At 62.4% G+C, this 18,249-nt stretch carries 15 protein-coding genes and 2 pseudogenes; 7 read left to right on the forward strand and 10 right to left on the reverse strand.

Features of this window, described 5'->3' with window-relative positions; genetic code table 11:
* Positions 1-13: 13 nt before the first annotated feature.
* The 8 genes from ABIB00_RS23770 to ABIB00_RS23805 are packed head-to-tail and all read right to left on the reverse strand — an operon-like array spanning position 14 to position 7,454.
* Positions 14-724, reverse strand: a complete 711-nt coding sequence (locus ABIB00_RS23770; RefSeq protein WP_354106045.1) for an ABC transporter ATP-binding protein — start codon at positions 722-724, stop codon at positions 14-16.
* Positions 718-1,485, reverse strand: a complete 768-nt coding sequence (locus tag ABIB00_RS23775; RefSeq protein ID WP_354106046.1) for an ABC transporter ATP-binding protein — start codon at positions 1,483-1,485, stop codon at positions 718-720. The genes ABIB00_RS23770 and ABIB00_RS23775 overlap by 7 nt, the downstream gene beginning before the upstream one ends.
* A complete protein-coding gene (locus tag ABIB00_RS23780; protein WP_354106047.1) occupies positions 1,482-2,450 on the reverse strand; it encodes a branched-chain amino acid ABC transporter permease in 969 nt (322 codons plus the stop codon). Before ABIB00_RS23780 ends, ABIB00_RS23775 begins: the two co-directional genes overlap by 4 nt.
* Complete coding sequence (locus tag ABIB00_RS23785; protein ID WP_354106048.1) at positions 2,443-3,312, reverse strand: branched-chain amino acid ABC transporter permease; 870 nt, start codon at positions 3,310-3,312, stop codon at positions 2,443-2,445. Before ABIB00_RS23785 ends, ABIB00_RS23780 begins: the two co-directional genes overlap by 8 nt.
* A 3-nt stretch (positions 3,313-3,315) precedes the next feature.
* The gene (locus ABIB00_RS23790) at positions 3,316-4,491 is read right to left on the reverse strand and encodes an ABC transporter substrate-binding protein (RefSeq protein ID WP_354106049.1); all 1,176 of its coding nucleotides are present in this window, start codon (positions 4,489-4,491) and stop codon (positions 3,316-3,318) included.
* A 46-nt stretch (positions 4,492-4,537) separates the two neighbouring features.
* Positions 4,538-5,506 (reverse strand): hydroxymethylglutaryl-CoA lyase, encoded by a 969-nt coding sequence (locus tag ABIB00_RS23795; RefSeq protein WP_354106050.1) that lies wholly within the window; start codon positions 5,504-5,506, stop codon positions 4,538-4,540.
* An 8-nt stretch (positions 5,507-5,514) separates the two neighbouring features.
* On the reverse strand, positions 5,515-6,321 hold the full coding sequence (locus tag ABIB00_RS23800; protein ID WP_354106051.1) for an enoyl-CoA hydratase/isomerase family protein: 807 nt from the start codon (positions 6,319-6,321) through the stop codon (positions 5,515-5,517).
* The gene (locus ABIB00_RS23805; RefSeq protein ID WP_354106052.1) at positions 6,318-7,454 is read right to left on the reverse strand and encodes a CaiB/BaiF CoA transferase family protein; all 1,137 of its coding nucleotides are present in this window, start codon (positions 7,452-7,454) and stop codon (positions 6,318-6,320) included. Before ABIB00_RS23805 ends, ABIB00_RS23800 begins: the two co-directional genes overlap by 4 nt.
* 395 nt (positions 7,455-7,849) lie before the next feature.
* Here ABIB00_RS23805 and ABIB00_RS23810 point away from each other — a divergent pair, with 395 nt between their 5' ends.
* The 4 genes from ABIB00_RS23810 (at position 7,850) to ABIB00_RS23825 (ending at position 13,618) form a co-directional block, all read left to right on the forward strand.
* Complete coding sequence (locus ABIB00_RS23810; protein WP_354106053.1) at positions 7,850-9,907, forward strand: hydantoinase/oxoprolinase family protein; 2,058 nt, start codon at positions 7,850-7,852, stop codon at positions 9,905-9,907.
* Positions 9,907-11,667, forward strand: a complete 1,761-nt coding sequence (locus tag ABIB00_RS23815; RefSeq protein ID WP_354106054.1) for a hydantoinase B/oxoprolinase family protein — start codon at positions 9,907-9,909, stop codon at positions 11,665-11,667. The genes ABIB00_RS23810 and ABIB00_RS23815 overlap by 1 nt, the downstream gene beginning before the upstream one ends.
* A gap of 101 nt (positions 11,668-11,768) precedes the next feature.
* Positions 11,769-12,803: a LacI family DNA-binding transcriptional regulator gene (locus ABIB00_RS23820; RefSeq protein ID WP_354106055.1), complete on the forward strand. Its 1,035-nt coding sequence runs from the start codon at positions 11,769-11,771 to the stop codon at positions 12,801-12,803.
* Between the two features lie 11 nt (positions 12,804-12,814).
* Entirely contained in the window at positions 12,815-13,618 is an 804-nt protein-coding gene (locus tag ABIB00_RS23825; protein ID WP_354106056.1) for an enoyl-CoA hydratase/isomerase family protein, read from the forward strand.
* Between the two features lie 102 nt (positions 13,619-13,720).
* On the opposite strand, the gene ABIB00_RS23830 is transcribed toward ABIB00_RS23825, so the two are convergent.
* Together ABIB00_RS23830 and ABIB00_RS23835 are read right to left on the reverse strand one after the other, a co-directional pair.
* Complete coding sequence (locus ABIB00_RS23830; protein ID WP_354106127.1) at positions 13,721-14,329, reverse strand: LysR substrate-binding domain-containing protein; 609 nt, start codon at positions 14,327-14,329, stop codon at positions 13,721-13,723.
* A 93-nt stretch (positions 14,330-14,422) separates the two neighbouring features.
* Positions 14,423-14,611 (reverse strand): annotated as a pseudogene (locus ABIB00_RS23835) (LysR family transcriptional regulator); the annotation flags it as partial.
* Between the two features lie 170 nt (positions 14,612-14,781).
* On the opposite strand from ABIB00_RS23835, the gene ABIB00_RS23840 reads away from it, so the two are divergent.
* The 3 genes and pseudogenes from ABIB00_RS23840 to ABIB00_RS39135 form a co-directional block, all read left to right on the forward strand.
* Entirely contained in the window at positions 14,782-16,170 is a 1,389-nt protein-coding gene (locus ABIB00_RS23840) for an MFS transporter (protein WP_354106057.1), read from the forward strand.
* Positions 16,171-16,221: 51 nt separating this feature from the next.
* Complete coding sequence (locus ABIB00_RS23845; protein WP_354106058.1) at positions 16,222-17,289, forward strand: CapA family protein; 1,068 nt, start codon at positions 16,222-16,224, stop codon at positions 17,287-17,289.
* 292 nt (positions 17,290-17,581) lie between these two features.
* Positions 17,582-17,680, forward strand: a pseudogene (locus ABIB00_RS39135) (biotin carboxylase N-terminal domain-containing protein); the annotation flags it as partial.
* Positions 17,681-18,249 lie beyond the last annotated feature (569 nt).

The following is an 18,249-nucleotide window of genomic DNA, read 5'->3' on the forward strand; positions in this document are numbered from 1 at the left end:
GCCGCAAGCTGTGTCAGAGGTAATAGCGGCGACCGAGATTGGCGGCGTTGGCCTTGAGCTTGCTGCCCTCATCCTCGTGCACAATCCGACCGGCGCGAAGAATATAGAAGCGGTTGCAGGTCAGCGCCGCCAAGCCGATGTTCTGCTCCACTAGCAGGACCGTCGACCGTTCCTGCTTCAACGCCTGCAGGATTCGACCAATCTCCTGGACGAATTGCGGCGCAAGTCCGCCCGAGGGCTCGTCGAGCAACAGGATGCGCGGAAAGCTCATCAGCGCACGGCCGATTGCGACCATCTGCTGCTCGCCGCCGGAGAGCGTGGCAACGTGCTGATTTCGACGTTCAGCCAGACGCGGAAACAACTCGAGGATCCAAGCATAGCGCTTTCTAACCGCATCGGCGTCGATGCCCTCGCGCTTGCGCATGCCGCCGAGCTGGAGGTTCTCGTGCACCGTCAATCGACCGAACAGATCGCGCGATTGCGAAACCTGGACGACCCCGCGCGCGAAGGTCGCATGCGGCGCGCGACCGGCAAGGTTCGCCTCGTCCAGCTTGATCTGTCCGCGCGCCGGGAGGAAGCCCGAGATCGCATTGATCAGGGTCGTCTTCCCGCTGCCATTGGCGCCGAGAAGGGCGACAGTCTCGCCGTCATCAACGCGCAGCGAGACTCCGCGCAGGACCTCGTTGCTGCCATAACCAGCCGAAACGTTCTCTACAGTCAACACAGTTCGCTGTATCCCAAATAGGCCTCAAGTACCGCTTGGTCCTGCCGCACCTCTGCCGGTGTCCCCACCGCCAGTCGCTCGCCCGAGCTCAGAACCACGACCTTGTCGGACACCGACATCACGAGATCGAGCACATGTTCGACCAACAGAACCGAAATGCCTTCGCGCGCCAGCCGCTTGAGGATCTGGTCGAGGTGCTCGATCTCGAGCGTCGTCAGACCGACAGCAGGCTCGTCGAGCATCAGCAGCTTCGCGGGCACAGCGAGGGCGCGCGCGATCTCGATGATGCGGCGCTGGCCCGACGACAGATCGCGCACCAGTACCCGCTCGATGCTCAGGATACCCATGAGATCGAGCAACTCACGCGCCTTCCGAACCGCATCGGCCTCCATCCGCCGCGCCGAAGGCAACGAAAACGCTCCCGACAGAAGCGAGATATTGTGGCTCTGATGCAGGCCAACCGCGACGTTCTCGATCACGGTGAGATCTGGAAACAGTCCACCATTCTGAAATGTACGCCGCACGCCGAATGCGGCGATCTCGTGGATCGGCTTCCCGCTCAGCTGGGCATCGTCGAGCCAAACGTGGCCGGTTGACCGCACATAGCCGCCGATCGCGTTGAAGAGCGTCGACTTGCCGGCCCCGTTGGGGCCGATCACGGCGCAAATTTCTCCCGGCGCGACCTCGAAGCTGACGTCGGACACGGCACGCAGGCCTGCGAACTGCACGCCAACATTCTCGAGCTTGAGCCGCGGGGTCATCGCGCGGCTCCCAGATGACGTTCGCGCAGGCCCGGCACAAGCGCGCACAATCCACCAAACAGACCACTCGGCATGAACAGCAAGAGACCGATCAGGAGGAAGCTGTACATGATCTCCTCTGCCCCCGCGATGTTGCGCAGGAACTCCGGCGCGACCGTGAGCAAGATTGCGCCCAGCACCGGGCCCGCCACCGTGCCCATGCCACCCACCATCACCATCGCAAATCCCAACAGCAACTGGTTCAGGCTGAAGCTTTCCGGCGCTATCCGGCCGAGGAGGAGAGCGAACAGCGCGCCTGACATCGCGGTGAAAAATCCGCTCAAGCCGAACGCCGTGATCTTGTAGCGCACCGGCGGAATGGTCAGTGACGCCGCGGCCAGCTCACTGGCACCGACCGAGAGGATGGCCCGCCCGGCTGTGGACCGGGCAATATTGCGCACCATCCATATCGCCACCGCGGTCACCGCTAGAATGAAGATGTACTTCGCACGATCCGAGAACAGCTCGACGCCAAAGAAATACGCATCCGGCAATTCCAGACCGCTCGCGCCGCCACCGATCGAGCCACTATGCAGATAGATCCAGCGCATCAGCTCATTGAAGGCGAGCGTAACGATCGCGAGCTGGAATCCCGTCAAACGGAGCGCCGGCAGACCGACGATCAGGCCGGCGACAGCACCCACAAGGCAGGCGACAATAAACGCGACGACGAACGGCGCTCCGGTGTGAACCATGACAATGCCGCAGGCATAGGCGCCGATGCCGAAGAACGCGGTATTGGCGAACACGAGCTGGCCGAGGAAGCCGATCACGAAGTTGAATCCGCTCGCCATCAACGCGTTGATGCACATCAGCGCCAGGATATAGACGACATAACCGTTGACCAGCCTGGGTGCCGCGAACAGCGCCGCCAGCACTGCCACGGCCACGACGAGGCCAAGGCGGCCTTTCATGAGGTCAGACACGCGTGATCTCCGCCCGTCCCAGAATGCCGGCCGGATACACCAGCAGGATCGCGAGGATTACCAGATAGGGAAAGATGTCCATGAACGAAGTCGAGATATAGCCGCCGCACAGCTGCTCGCTGATCCCGAGCAACACGCCGCCGAGCACAGCGCCGCCGAGATTACCGAAGCCACCCAGCGTCATCGCCGCAAAGGCCTTGAGCAGGGTCGCGGCTCCCATGTCTGGGTATAGCAAGGTGACCGGCGCAACCAAAATACCTGCGATCGCAGCAATCGCCACCGACAGCGCCCACATGCAGGCGCTGAACAGCGGCACGTTCACCCCGATCAGCGCGGCACCGCGCGGCGAATGCGAGGCGGCCTGCATCAGCTTGCCGAGCGAGCTGTAGTTGAAGAATGCGAAAAACGCGATCACGAGCAACGCGGCCGCAATCATAATGACGATATTCTGGCTGGTCAGCACCATGTCACCGATGAAGATCGGCGGAAAATCGAACAGCGCCGGCATCGGCTGGACGTCACGCCCCCAGATCATGCGGGTCGCACCGCGGAACAGATAGGAAATCGCGATCGTCATCATGGCGATCAAAAGATGCGGCCGCGCCGCGATGGGACGGATCAACACCCGGTCGATCGCGAGCCCAACCCCGATCATGACCAGGATGGTCATCAGCGCGGCGATAGCGAACGGGACCTGGGCGATTTTCAGGAACACATAGAAGACGAACGCCCCCAGCATGAAGGTATCACCGTAACCGAAGTTCAGCACGGCGGTGGTGCGGTAGAGAACGGTCATTCCCAGGGCAACCAGCGCATAAATGGCGCCCTGGGAGATACCGCTCAGAACGAGCTGGCCAAGCATCGGCTACTTCTTCGCGCTCGGCCAGGACGTGACGGAAGCGAACTTGCCGTCGATCGTAGTCATCATCGAGCCGGACTTGACGCCGGCGTGGTCGTCGGCCGAGAAGGTGATCGGCGCCGACAGAACGCCCGTATCGAAATTCTTGATTGAGTTCAGCGCCTCGATGAATTTCTCGCGTGTCGGCTCGGGGCCTGCCTTCTTGAGCGCTTCCACCACGGCCTGGGCGCCGCCGATGCCACCGAGGTCGTAGTCGCCGATGGTACCGTCGGGCGTCCCGTATTTCTTGATCATGTCGACCCATTTGGCCATTTCTGGTCCATCGGCCGCACCCCCAAGCGCATGGAAGATGTAGAGATTCTTGGTGGCCTCGGGATCGTCGACACGGCGTACGGTGTCCTCATAAGGCGCACCGAAGCACCCGAGCAGCGGCGCATCGAGCCCGTATTTATGGGCGGACCGAACGAAGATCGCAGTCTCAGTCGGATAGAGAAACGACACCACGACATCCGGCTTGGCCGCGCGCAGCTTCAGAATTTGCGGCGTGATGTCGGTTGCGCCGCGCTCCATCGTCACGTTCTCGACGAACTCGATCTTGTACTTCTCCTTGAGGAGTTGAACAGCCGGGTCGAACTGCGACTTGCCCCAATCGTCGGGGTGGCTGATGATCGCGAGACGCTTGGTGTCGGGGCGCGACATTGCGAAATTCACGAGCGTCTGTGCGACGACCGAGGTGTTCGGCAGCGGCGAGAACAGGTTTGGCGCGATTGGGTCGACCAGCGACGCGCCGGCCGCGCCGAGATTCATGAACGGCACGTTCTCGCGCTGCAGTTCCTTCTTCACGGCCATGACCGCGGCCGTGCACACGCCGGCATGAATAGCGAACACGCCCTCCTGCGACACCAGACGCTTGGTGGCCGCAACGGCAGTTGCGGGATTGCAGGCGTCATCCTCAAGAACCACCTCGATCTTGCGCCCGTTCACACCGCCCTGCGCGTTGATCATGTTGTAATAGGCGCGGGCACCGATCGTATAGCGCCCGAAGATCGCCGACGTACCGGTCATCGGCGCGAACATGCCAATCTTGATCGTATCCTTCGATACGCCCGGCTCGGCGCCGGCCTGCAGGGTCGACAGCGCAACGAGCGCCAACGCAGTCACTCCGATCTTCCACTTCAACATGTCATCCTCCCTGTTTTTTTTGATCAGTAAATCGCGCAAAAACCTTTTATGTCGCGGCTCGTCGTGGCCGGCGCTGGTCGTGCGCCGGCACCGGCTGGAACGTTTTGGGCAGGCCGGCACGGGCCACGCCGCCGGTAAACCGCTCGCCCGGCAGCCAGGCCTCGATCACGCGCCGCAGTTCGAGCAGCGCGGCGATATCGATGCCCGTCGAAAAGCCCAAGCTCTCGACCAGGTAGACCGTATCCTCGGTGTTGATATTGCCGCTTGCCCCCGGCGCGAAAGGGCAGCCGCCGAGGCCGCCGATCGCACTGTCGAAGGCGCGCACGCCGGCCTCAAGCGCAGCCGTGGCGTTCGCAAGTCCGAGCCCGAACGTATCGTGAAAATGGCACGCAACCGGCACCGAGCCGGCGACCTTGAGCACCGCCGACATCAGTCGCCGGATCTGGGCCGGATTGGCATAGCCGACGGTGTCGGCGATGATCAGCTCATCCGCCCCCATCTCTAGATATTTGTCTGCGATCTCCAGCACCCGGGATTCGTCGACCTTGCCCGAGATGGTGCAGCCGAATGACGTGGCGATGCCGCCGGCGATCTGCACGCGGACGGACGAGTTCTTGGCCAGGTCATTGCGAAAATCGATAATATCCTTGAAGTTTTCGAGCGATTCCTGCGTCGAGCGCCGTACATTGGCCTGGTTGTGCGCCTCGCTCGCCGACAGCACATAATTGACCTTGCGCAGACCCGCTTCGATCGCGCGCTGCGCGCCCTTCAGATTCGGCACCAACGCCGCGGCGGTGAAGCCGCCCAGCCCCACCGCGCCGCGCGCCACCTCGCCGGCGTCGGCAAATTGCGGCATCACGGACGGCGGCACGAAGGAGGTCACCTCGACCTCCTCGATACCGGCCTCGCCCGCCCGGCGGCACCATTCGAGCTTCTGCTCGGCCGTCAGCATCGTCTTGACGAGCTGCAGCCCGTCGCGCGGGCCGACTTCGCGAATCTGGACGTGCTCCGCCATGCCGCCTCCTATTTGCCCTTGAAGTCGGGCTTGCGCTTCTCGTTGAAGGCATTGACGCCCTCGCGACGATCGCTGGTCGGCACCATGCGGTTATAGGCCTCGATCTCGAAGGCGAGGCCGTCGGAGATCGACATGTCGACGCCGCGGCGGATCGACTGCTTGGCCTGCCGGATCGACATCGGCGCGTTGCCGGCGATGCGGCGGACCGCCGCGAGCGTCGCTTCCATCAGGTCGGCGAGTTCGACGACCTCGTTGACGAGGCCATAGCGCTGCGCCTCCTCGGCCGAGAACGGCGCGCCCGTGAGGATGATCTCGCTCGCACGTCGTGTGCCGACCGCGCGCGTCAGGTTCTGCGTGCCGCCCGCTCCCGGCATGATGCCGAGCGTCACCTCGGTGAGAGCAAACCGCGCATTGTTCGATGCGTAGATAAAGTCGCAAGCGGCCGCGATCTCGCAACCGCCGCCGATCGCGGCGCCATTGACCGCGGCGACGATCGGAATTGGGCAATTGACCACGGCACGCACCATCCGTTCAAAGATCGCATGCTGGGACTGCCATTGCTCGTCGCTCATGGTCCGCCGCTCGACCAGATCTCCCCCAGCGCAGAACGCGCGCTCGCCCGCGCCGGTGAGCACCACGCAGCGCAAGCCGTGCTGGCGAATCTGCAGCTCCTCGAACACCGCCATCAGGTCGAGGCCCATCTGCGTGTTCATGGCGTTTGCCGCAGCCGGGCGATTCATGCGGACGACGAGGATGGCGGCGTCGATCCGCTCCAGCTCCAGGGTCGGATAGGCGGCCGAGAGAACGTCGATCATGCGCGCCCCTTCACGTTGGCATTATGCTCGCCGAGCTTGGGCGCGCGGCGCGTGGTTCGAGGCCTCTTGCCGTCGAGAGCAATCGGGATTGAGACCAGCGACAGACCGTCATCGCACTGCGCGGTGATGTCGAGCGCCTTCAGTTGCGGATGTTTCGCGACGTCCTCGACCCCGAGCAGTGGTGCATTGGGAACCCCGAGCGCGTCGAGCCTACGCCCGAGATCCTCAGCGTCGAACTGCGCGACCGCCTTCTCGACCATCGGAATCAGGCGCTCCCGGTTCACCACGCGCGCCGAATTGGTTGCGAAAGCCGGATCACTCACGAGCTCGCGCAGATCCAGCACCTCGCAGAACTTACGGAACAAATTGTCGTTGCCGGCTGCGATCATCAGCCAGCCGGTCTTGGTCTGGAAGCACTGGTACGGCACGATCTCAGCCACGCCCGAGCCATAGGGCTTGCGCACATCGCCCGCCGCCTCGAACCCCGCCAGCGGGATCGTCATCCAGGCGAGACCCGTCTCGAACAGCGAGGTCGAGACCCGCGCGCCCTTGCCTTCTTTCATCCGTGAAATGAAGCTGGCCAGGAAACCCATCGCGGCCCACATGCCCGAACCCATGTCGACCAGCGAAATGCCGACACGCACCGGCGGCCGGTCGCCCTCACCGGTCACGCTCATGATGCCGCTTGAGGCCTGCACCAGAGGATCGTAGCCGGGCTTCTTCGCCATCGGACCGCCCGCCCCGAATGCCCCAATGTCGCACCAGATCAGCGAACGCTTTTCTTCGCGGAAACTCTCGGCGGAGAGGCCGTATACGTCCAGGATTCCGGGCCTGAGATTCTGGATAACGCCGTCGGCCTGCTCGATAATCAACCGGCGCAGCGCCGCAGCTTCCGCCGGATCGGCAAAATCGACCGTGATGCTTTCCTTGCCGCGATTGAGCGAAGCAAACGAGGACGACGTATCACCCCAGAACGGCGGGCCCCAATCCCTCGCGTAGTCGCCGTGCTTGGGATTTTCGACCTTGATCACCCGGGCGCCGAGATCGGCAAGAATCAATCCCGCATAGGGACCAGCCACGCTGTGCCCGAGCTCAACGATAACGACGCCGTCCAATGGCCTTGAATGGTTCATGCCTTGCCTCAATTCGGGGCGGAACACTATCAGCAGCTTTCGGCCCGTCAAGATAACGTTTCATCAAATGATCTTTGGTTTTTTCTTCGGAAATCGCCGAACCTCTCGCCTCGTCCTCTCCTGTCGCTTGGCGCGCCCAAAATTCGACGGCTTTGGCCCGTTTCACCAAAGGAATTCGCTATCAGATACGTCATTTTGCTCGGCAAAATGACGGTTTGATCCTGTCATCCGATGATGCAGTTGCGCCGCGATTGCCCTGCCCGAAACGCAGGACTGTCCCGCCGTCCCGGCATTGACAGCTAAGCCGCGCCCGAATTACAGGTGAAACGTTTCATCAACAAGCGTAACGAGTGCGCTTTCGGGGCGCGCTGCTGAAATTGAATGTGGGAGGGCGCATGCGGCGCGTCGGAATCGATGTAGGCGGGACGTTCACCGACGTCGTGCTGGTGGACTCGGGGTCCGGTGAGGTCTGGTCGGCGAAAGTGCCCACCACACCGAAGGATCCGACGCAGGGCGCACTGAACGGCCTTCGCGCCATCCTGTCGCGCAGCAACTCCGAGCCGGACGCAATCGACTTTATCGGGCACGGCACGACGATCGCCACCAATATGGTGATCGAAGGTAAGGGCGCCCTCACCGGCCTGATCACGACGAAGGGCTTCCGCGACATTCTCGAACTGCGTCGCGGCTGGCGGCATGACCGCGCCGACCTCTACGATCTCTTTTTCGAAGCGCCGCGCCAACTCGTGCTTCGTCGGCATCGCCTGGAGATTACGGAGCGCGTCGCACATGACGGCACGATCGAGCAAGGGATCGATGCCGCCGAAGTCGCGGACCGGATCGCCGAGCTCAAGGCCGACGGGGTGGAGGCGATCGCGGTCTGCCTGATCAATTCGCCGGCCAACGGCGAGAACGAGCGCGGAGCCCTGAAGCTCATCCGCGACCGCGTCAACGATACGTTCGTCTCCGGTTCGATCGAGGTCAATCCGGAGATTATGGAGTATGAGCGGACCTGCACCACGGTCATGAACGCCGTGCTCGGTCCGCGCTGCGGCCAATATGGCCGCCGCTTCACCGACAACGCGCGCGCGATCGGCCTGAAGTCGGACATCTACTTCATGCAGTCAAACGGCGGCCTCGCCGCGCCGGACGTTGTTAGCGCCCTCCCCGTCACACTGCTGGAGTCCGGCCCTGCCGGCGGCGTCACCGCGGCCGCACGCCTGTGCGAGCGGCTCGGCATTCCCAACGCGATCACCGGCGACATGGGCGGCACCAGCTACGACGTCTCGCTGATCCGTGACGGCCAGCCGGAACTGCGCAACTCCACCACGATCAATACTTATACGGTGCGCGCGCCCAACATCGATATTATCTCGATCGGCGCCGGTGGCGGATCGATCGCTTGGATCGACGAAGGCGGCGGCGTGCGGATCGGCCCGGAGAGCGCCGGTGCGGATCCCGGCCCGGTCTGCTACGGTCGTGGCGGCACCCGGCCGACCGTGACCGACTGCAACCTCATCCTCGGCTATGTCGATCCCGAAAGCTTTCTTGGCGGCGACTTCGCGCTCGACGTCAAGGGGGCGCGCGAGGCGATCGAGACCCACCTTGCCACCCCGCTCGGGGTGACTATCGAGGAAGCCGCGACGACGGTACGCCAGGTCGCAAATGCGCTGATGGCACAAGCGATGCGGCTCGCCACCGTGGAGCGCGGCTACGATCCGCGTGAATTCATCTTCATTCCGTATGGCGGCGCGGGCCCCGTGCACGCCGTCGATCTCGCGCGCGAGTTGGAGATACCGACCGTCGTGCTGCCGCCAATGCCTGGTCTGTTCAGCGCTTTCGGCATGCTTGTAGCCGACGCCGTGCAGGATCTTCAGGCTTCTGTGGTCGCAACGGTTGACGACTCCGACCCGGCCAACATAGAGGCGATCTTCGCGGGCCTCGAGAAGGAAGGGCGGCAGCGGCTGCGCATCGCCAACATCCGCGAGCAGGACATCAGGATCGAACGCCGATCCGACTGCCAATATCTCGGCCAGGGCGAAACGCTTCAGGTGGCCTTCCCGGAAGGTGCGATCGCGCGCAAGACCATTGACGAACTGGCCAATAATTTCATCGCGGAGCATCGCCGCCGCTGGAACTTCGACGTCGCCAACCGCCCAGTTCGAATCGTCAATCTGCGCCTGCGCATCGTCGGCAAGATCGGCGATTTTACGGTCGGCCAGACTAGGATGCGCAACGGCGAGGCTCTCAAACAAGTCGGCCGCGCCCGTATCTACGACCACGGCCACTGGGTCGAGATGCCGCGCTACCGGCGCGAGGATCTGCGCAAGGGCGACGAACTCGATGGCCCGCTGGTTGTCGAGGAGATATCGACGCGGATCTCGCTGCGTGCCGGCGAGCGGCTGACGGTCGGCGACCAATCGACCATTCTGGTGAGCGTGGGAGCCCGATAATGGACAAGGTGGCATACGAGATCATCCGCAGTGGCCTCTACGCGATCGCCCGCGAGATGAAGGTCGCGATGATGCAGACCGCCGGCAGCCCGATCATTCATTCCGGTGGCGACGCATCCGCCGCCATCTTCGATGCCAAGATGCAGCTCGTGGCGCAGGGCAACGACATCCCGACCATGATGGGCTCGGCCGTGATCTCCACCAAAGCGTCGGTCGAGGCCATCGGCGTGAAGAATCTGCGTCCCGGCGACGTCATCATTTCCAACGACGTCTATCTGGGTGGGGGCAACCACCAGCCTGACGTTCAACTGACCCGGCCGGTATTCTTCGAGGGCGAGATCATTGCCTATACGATGACGCGCGGCCATTGGGTGGATATCGGCGGCACCGCGCCTGGCAGCTTCACCGCCGTGACCTGGGACATACATGCGGAAGGCATCCGCATTCCGCCGGTCATCCTTTATCGCGACGACCAGCCGGTCGAAGACCTTTTCCGCCTGATCGTGCACAACACGCGCGACACCGACAACCGGACGCTGGACATTAACGCACAATATGCTGGCACCTTTGTCGGCGGCGAACGCATCATCGCCATGGCGAAGAAGTTCGGCCGTGCGGCAATCGACAGCGCCATGGCAGCTTCGCTCGATTACTCCGAGCGGTTGATGCGGGCCCAGATCGAGCGCATTCCCGACGGCGTCTACGAAGGCAGCGACTTCATCGAGCCGGTCCAGGCCAGCGGCTGGCCGAAGGATCTGATCCCCGTAAAGGTCAAGATCACCGTCGCCGGCGATCGCATGGTGTTCGACTACACCGGCACCGCCAAGCAGGTTCGCGGCGGCGTCAATTGTCCGTTGTCGGTGACCTGCAACAGCACCTGGTTCACGCTGAAGGCAATCACCGACCACACGATTCCGATCAATCAGGGTTGCTATCGGCCGGTCGAAATCATCTGCCCTGAGGGCACCTTGCTGAACTGTACCTACCCCGCCTCCGTGGTGAGCGGGGTGACCGAAACCTCGCCGCGCATCATCGACATGCTGCTCAAGACCCTGGCGCCAGCCATTCCGAACCGCGTGGTCGCGCAGAGCAATGACGCCGCCTGCTCCGGCATCTTCAGCGGCGAAGATCCGGATGAACGGCGTGTAAAGTCGCTCCACCGGAGATATGTCCAGCACATCGATCCGCACGCCGGCGGTTATGGCGCCCGGCCCGCGCTCGACGGCGTCAACGCCATTCGCGTGCTGGTCGGCAATGCCGGTATCCAGTCGATCGAACTGATCGAACATCTGGTGCCTTTGCGCGTCGAAAGCTGGCATCTCGTGCCCGACAGCGGCGGCGCTGGCCGCAACCGCGGCGGCCTGACCTCGGAACGCGTCTATCGCGTGCTGTATGACGAGGCTGCGCTTACTGTTATCGCGGAGCGTGGTTTGGTCGCTCCCGACGGCCTGTTCGGCGGGCTTGCCGGTGGCAAGTTCTTCTCCCAGGTGGTGCGGTCTGACGGCAACATCAAGTCCGTTCCCAGCAAGGGAGAATTCGAGGTGGTCCGGCGCGGCGACCGCGTCCACATCCGTCCCGCCGCCGGCGGTGGCTATGGCAAGCCAACCGAGCGCGACCCCGAACTGGTGGTCGACGATGTCCGCGACGGCTACGTCAGTCGCGAGGCTGCAGCTGAGCTTTACGGTGTCGTAATCGACCCGGGCTCAGCCGCGGTCAACAAGACCGCCACAGCGCAGCGCCGACACTCGATGTCGCGCTAGCACGACGAGCTGTGCATGGCGTGGACGAACCGGCCAGATTATCGACCGCTCGGTTGCATTGATGTGATAAAATACACGCTTTTCGGAGTAAGGCGGCGCTATTGAAAGGAAATACCACTATTCGCGATGTCGCGCGGGCGGCCGAAGTGTCGGTGGGCACAGCATCGCGGGTCATCAACGGCAAGACGACGGTCGGGCGGGAGGTCCGAAGCCGCGTTCTCAAGGCAATCGAGACGCTCGGCTATCGTCCGGACGCGATTGCACAGAGCATGCGGCGCGGATCGACGCATGTCATTGGATGTGTGATCCGCGACATCAACATCCCGATGCTCGCCTCCTTTGTGCATGCTGCGCATAATGTGCTGGACCGAGCAGGTTTCTCGTTGCTGCTCTCCAATTCGGAGGGCCGCGAGGATCGCGAGCGGGAGCTCCTGATGCGCCTGTCGAGCCAACGCTCGGACGGCATCATGATCGGTCCATACAGCCCGATGACCCCCGCGTTCGACAAGTTCCTCCGCGGCCTCGGCGCGCCGATTGTGATGGTCGATCGCGACGAGCCCGCTTGGGCCGATGCGGTGATGGCGGATCATGCCGGCGCAACACGCAAGGCGACCAGCCGGCTCATCGAACTCGGCCATCGCCGGATCGCACTCCTCACCGGTACGCCGGTCGTCTATCCGGCACGGACCCGCATCCGTGGCTTCACCGAGGCCTTCGAGGCAAAGGGCATCGAGCTCGACCGCTCGCTTATCCGCGCCCACAGCTTCCTCTCGCCCGAGAGCTTCCAGCAGACCTCCGCGCTGCTCGCGAGCAAAGAGCCCCCGACTGCGATCATCGCGGGTGGCATCGACATGCTCGCCGGCGTCATCAGGGCGATTCGGGTCCGGGGCTTGAGCATCCCGGACGACATCTCGCTCGTTGGCGCCGGCGATTCTGAGCTTGCCGAGCTGCATATGCCCGCGATTGCGGTCCAGCATTGGGATCAGGGCGAGGTCGGGGCTGCCGCCGCAAACCTCCTGCTCAACCGGATCCGTGAGGTCGCCAGCGACGAGCCGCAGCATGTGCTGATCCGCAGCGAATTCATCGAGCGGCCGTCGATCGCTCTCCCGCGATCCAGGAGCGCTCTCAAATCCTGAAGGAATTCTACATGTCGTTCGATCTCGATTGCTATGAGACCCTAGCGCTGGAGACACCGACTGCCGATGTTCTCGTCATCCGCTTCAATCGCCCTGACGTCCGCAATGCCATCAGCACGAAGATGGGTCACGAGATGGTGGACCTGTTCACGCGGATCAACGCCGATCCGTCGGCATGGCGCTGCGTGGTGCTGACCGGCAGCGGTGACCGCGCATTCTGCGCTGGCGTCGACCTCAAGGAACGGCGCGGCATGTCGGATGACACCTGGAACAGGCAGCACGCTCTTTTCGAGCGCATGATGCTGGGCATCCTCGATTGTCCGCTGCCGGTCATCGCAGCCGTCAATGGCGCCGCCTACGCGGGCGGGTTCGAGTTCATGCTGTTGTGCGACTTCGCTTACGCGGCGCTGTCGGCACGGTTTGCTCTCACGGAGGTCACGATCGGGATCATGCCTGGCGGCGGTGGCACGCAGACCCTGCCGCGGCGCATCGGTTATTCCCGCGCCGCCGAGATCATTCTGACCGGCGAACCCTTCGGCGCCGAGCAGGCGTTCGAATGGGGCGTGGTCAACCGGCTCTGTGCGCCGGAGCGGCTGATGGAGGAGACGCTTGCGACCGCGCGCAGGATCGCCCGGAACGCCCCGCTCTCGATTCGGCAAGCAAAGCGCTCCATGACGCTCGGTGCACGCATGGATCTCCGTTCTGCGATGTTTTTCGAGATCGACGCCTACAATCAGCTTGTCGGCACCGAGGATCGTCGGGAAGGCATCTTGTCATTCAATGAGAAGCGGGCACCGCTCTTCAAGGGAAGGTAGCTGAATTACGTCCGCCCCTCTTGGCAGGGAGCTTCCGGCAAGCGCGTCGATATCTGAGCGCCTGCCGCCGCTGAACTGGATGAGCGAGCGCTCCAGATGCAACTAGGTTATTTCGGCCTCGGACAACACCCAGTTGCGGAACGCAGCGATCTCCGGCCTGCCGATCTCGGATTCGCGGCCAACGAGTCGATAGCTGTCGGCGCTCCGCACCACTAACGGGTGAAGCGCCAATAGTCGCCCGCCATCGAGATCGTCCTGGATCAGTTCCAGATGCGCCATCGCAACCCCGAGCCCATCGATCGCGGCTTGATAGGCCAGCGAGGAATTGCCGAACGACAGTTCTTCGCGGAAGCTCCCCGGTATGACATTTGCGGCCTCGAACCAGATCCGCCAATCGTGCGGTCTTTTCATCGAATGCAGCAGAGTGTGATCGAGCAGGTCTCGCGGGTCGTGAATTGGCGGATGCTTACCGAACTCGGCGGGGCTGCAAACCGGCAGCAACTCGATCGGAAACAGGGTCTCATACCGGACGCCAGGCTTCGCAATAGCGGGGATCTGGATGGTGAAATCTACCTCTTCGGCCATCACATCGACGAGGTCGTTGGCGATTGTGACCTGCACATTGATGCTTGGATGCAGGGCATGGAAATGAGCGAGCCGTTTGACGAGCCATTTCATCGCCACGGTAGGAAAAAGCCTTATCCGCACCACGCTGCCTTGCCGTTCCCGTCGGCTGACGTGTGTCGCGAGTTCGATGCGATCGAAAGCTTCGGCGATGGACCGCGCATATTCCTCGCCCGGCGCCGTCAACCTGGCGTCCCGCTGGCCGCGGACGAACAGGCGGAGGCCAAGGAAGGCCTCGAGTTGGGCAATATGCCGGCTCACCGCCCCCTAGGAGACGTTGAGCCGCTTGGCAGCCTGCGTGAAGTTCTCGGAGCGGGCGGCGGTCTCGAAGACGCGAAGCGCGTTTAGCGGAGGCAGTTTCCGGGTCATCAGCGCCCCCGATCGAGGACTAATCGCGTCCGCGCCATAATCTCTGAGCCGCTCTGAAGATAAGTCATCGTTGTGATGAGTAAATTAGCATACTCGCCCGAGGACGTTCCGCTTATTTTATCCGGATAAACCGGTCGTCAATGCCGGAGCTTGCGGGAGAAACGCCTTTGATGACCACCTCCGTTAATGCCGCCGGCCGGCTCGACCGGCTCCCGATGGGTGCATTTCAGTGGCGAATCCTCAGCCTTATCGGCCTCGGAATGTTCTTCGACGGCTTCGACAACCAGATGGCCGCTGGCGTGCTGGGTGCCCTCGTCAAGGAGGGTTGGTCCAATATGGAGATGAATGCCCACTATAATTCGATCACCTTTGCGGGCCTTGCTGTCGGCGCCCTGATGACCGGCTTGGTCGGCGACCGATATGGTCGGCGCTTCGCTTATCAATTCAATCTCCTGATTTTCGGCAGCATGTGCCTGCTTTCGATGCTTGCGCCGTCGATGACATGGCTGACCACGCTGCGGTTCTTCATGGGCGTCGGGATCGGCGCGGAATACGTCTGCGGCTATGGCATGGTCAGCGAATTCGTTCCGCCGCAACGGCGCGGCTGGGCGCTGGGTCTGATCAGCGTAGTGTCGATGGCATCGACATTCGCCGTCAACTTCACCGGCCTGTTCATCATCCCCGCATTCGGATGGCGGCCGATGTATCTGATCGGCGGTTGCGGCGCACTATGGGTCTGGTTCCTGCGCCGCAAGCTGCCGGAGTCGCCCCGCTGGCTCGAAGCACGCGGCCGCTACGAGGAAGCCGAGAAGATCATGCAGGAGATCGAGGCGGAGGCTTCAAAGGCAGGGCCGCTGCCGCCGATGACCGCCATGGCGCCGCCTGCGCCAGCCTGGGTTCCGATCTCCATCCTATTCTCGCGCGGCGTCATTACCCGCACTTTGCTCGCCATGGCAGTTTGCATCACTTGCCTCGTCGGCTCCTACAGCTTTTCCTATTGGGTGCCGACTTTCTTCGTCAAGCAAGGCATGAGCGTCACCAAGTCGCTGGGCTTCGCCACAGTCATGGCACTGGGAAGCTCGCTCGGACCGCTGGTTGGCATGCTGACGTCCGACTGGATTGGGCGCCGCCGAGGCACGATGTTTGCGGCCTTGTGGTGCGGCGTGTTTGCGCTCGCTTATTCGCAGCAGACCGATCCAACCTGGGTCCTGGTCTTCGGCTTCCTCCTGCAGGGCGGCATGAGCCTGATGATCGGATTCGGCCTCGGCGGCTATACGCCGGAATTGTTCGCAACAGAGTACCGCTTCCGCGGCTCCGGCATTGCACAGATGACGGGACGAATCGCGGTGATCGCCTCGCCATACATGGTGGTATCGCTCTATGACACTTATGGCCTGCCGTCAGTGCTCTACGCGATCGCAGCGCTTTATCTACTGCTGGCGCTCGGCGTCCTTCTTTTTGGCATCGAAACCAACCAGCGCTCCCTTGAATCGATTGCACCGGGGGGCGAAGGCGAAGCCATGGTGGCGACGCCAAGTTCCGCCGAAAGCGCAGTTTGAATTCCGTCTCAATCCCACATCAGCGCCTCCATCACTGAAAAGGAACAGCACTTGAACCAAACGCTTCTTATCCTGGGCGATACCAATATCCAGAACCGCGAAGATCCCTTCAGCGCATTCGTCAACGTGCGCGACATGCTGTCTTCGGCGGATGTCGTGTTCGGGCAACTGGAAGGCCCGCTCGCCGAGCCCTCGGTCGATCCAACGCGGCCCGATATTCCGCACAAAGCAGGTTGGCGCCACTCGGGCGCCAAGGTCGGGCCCGCCCTCAAGAAGGCCGGCTATGTCGGCGTGAGTTGCGCCAGTAACGTTGCTCATCCGGCGAGCGCCGCCGTCGCCAGTGTCAAGGCGCTGGATTCGGTCGGGATCCTGCATTGTGGCGTCGGCGAAACGCTCGCTGAAGCAAGGCAACCGGTGGTGATCGAGAAGAACGGCGTTCGTTTCGGTTTCCTAAGCTACACATCAGTGTTCTGGCCAAGCAATCATGCCGCCTCAGCCAACAGCCCGGGATGTGCTACGATTAAGGCCCATGCGGCCTATGAGCCCGGTCCGCGTGCCCTGGAAATGCCGGGTGCCGAACCCATTACGCATACCTTCGCGGACCCTGTCGAGCTCCAAGCCATGCAGGAAGACGTCCGCTCCTTACGAACCAAGGTCGATCTTGTAATCCTGTCATGCCACTGGGGTGTTTCCTCCAAGGATGAGCCGGTCGCCTATCAGCGCGAGATCGCCCGGGCCGCCATCGAGGCCGGAGCAGACATGGTGTTCGGTCATCATCCGCATGTGGTGCAAGCCGCCGAGATCTATAGGAACAAGCCGGTCTTCTACAGCCTCGGCAACTTCGCGTTCGACTGGGACGTCATGCGCGGCCGTCATCTCGATGGATTGGCATTGCGTTGCTCGATCTCTGGGACAGCAATCGTCGGCATCGAATTGATGCCGGTCCGGCGCAACGAGCACAACGATATCTGCGTGCACGGGGCGGATACAAGCGCTGGGCGGGAGATCCTCGGCCGCTTCAAAGAACTGAGCCAGAAAATCGGAAGCGCGATTGCATTGTCAGGAGGCAACCGTCTGACGCTAAACCCCGCTGGAAAACTCGACGTAGCCGCGGCCTAGCGCCGATGCCTGAGCGTCGCCCGGACACCCTGCTAATTCGGGCGACGTGATAGGCAATAACCGCGGGGAATAGTGCATAATTCGCGCCTTGCACATTTGAGATCGACTTTTCAGCCGCCAAATCAGCACTTTGCTTCTGCTATTGTGCACCTAGCCTTGCGCTGCGTCGTGTCTGCAAGGCGCCGTTGTGGAATAGCCGGCCTGCTTCGCCAGTCGAACTCAAAACAGAAGGCTGGTTGTGACATGCGGACACGCTGTGCCGGCCAAGCTGGCGGCATGGAACGACCGGACGCAAAGCGGCGCCGACGCGATCCATCCCGGCGATGGATTTCTTTCCGAAAACGCCGGCTTCGTGCGCGCCTGCGAGGCCGCCGGACTGATTTTTGTCGGGCAGCGCTGGTGGCGGTCGAAAAGATGGGCTCGAAGGTCGAGTCCAAACGGATAGGAGGCCAAGACGCCCTGCGCCGCGAGGCAGACGCCGCACGCCGTGACGGTTTTTCGGCCAAGGCCGCGATCCATCCGTCGCAGATGGAGGTCATCAACCGCTGCTTCAGTGAACTCTCCGACGCTGCCGATGTCGACAAGGCCGCAGCAAGTCGCAGTCTCGCCGTCCTGGCGGATCGAGGGCTGATCTCGATTGAGCAAACTCGCTCCCGTGGCAGAGCCGCTATCGCCAAGCTTACCCGCGAAGGTAGAGATTTCGCCACTAGAATGGCTGAAGCCTCGCGTAAAGGGCGAGGCTCGGCTATTCAAAGATTTCTCAACCACCGACAAACAACAGTTGTCGCAACTTTTAGATCAGCTTTCGAATGCCTTGGATCATGCCGATTGGGAGCACTAACGGATCCAGTAGCGGCAAGATCAAGCGATCACTGAATCCAGCTTTCCAATCGTCCAACACAACGCAAATCGGGGCGAAACACCGAAAAGTAAAGATTTGCAACGAGAGCGGAGCAAGGT

This window comes from Bradyrhizobium sp. LB14.3 (genome assembly GCF_040547985.1).
Taxonomy (GTDB): domain Bacteria; phylum Pseudomonadota; class Alphaproteobacteria; order Rhizobiales; family Xanthobacteraceae; genus Bradyrhizobium.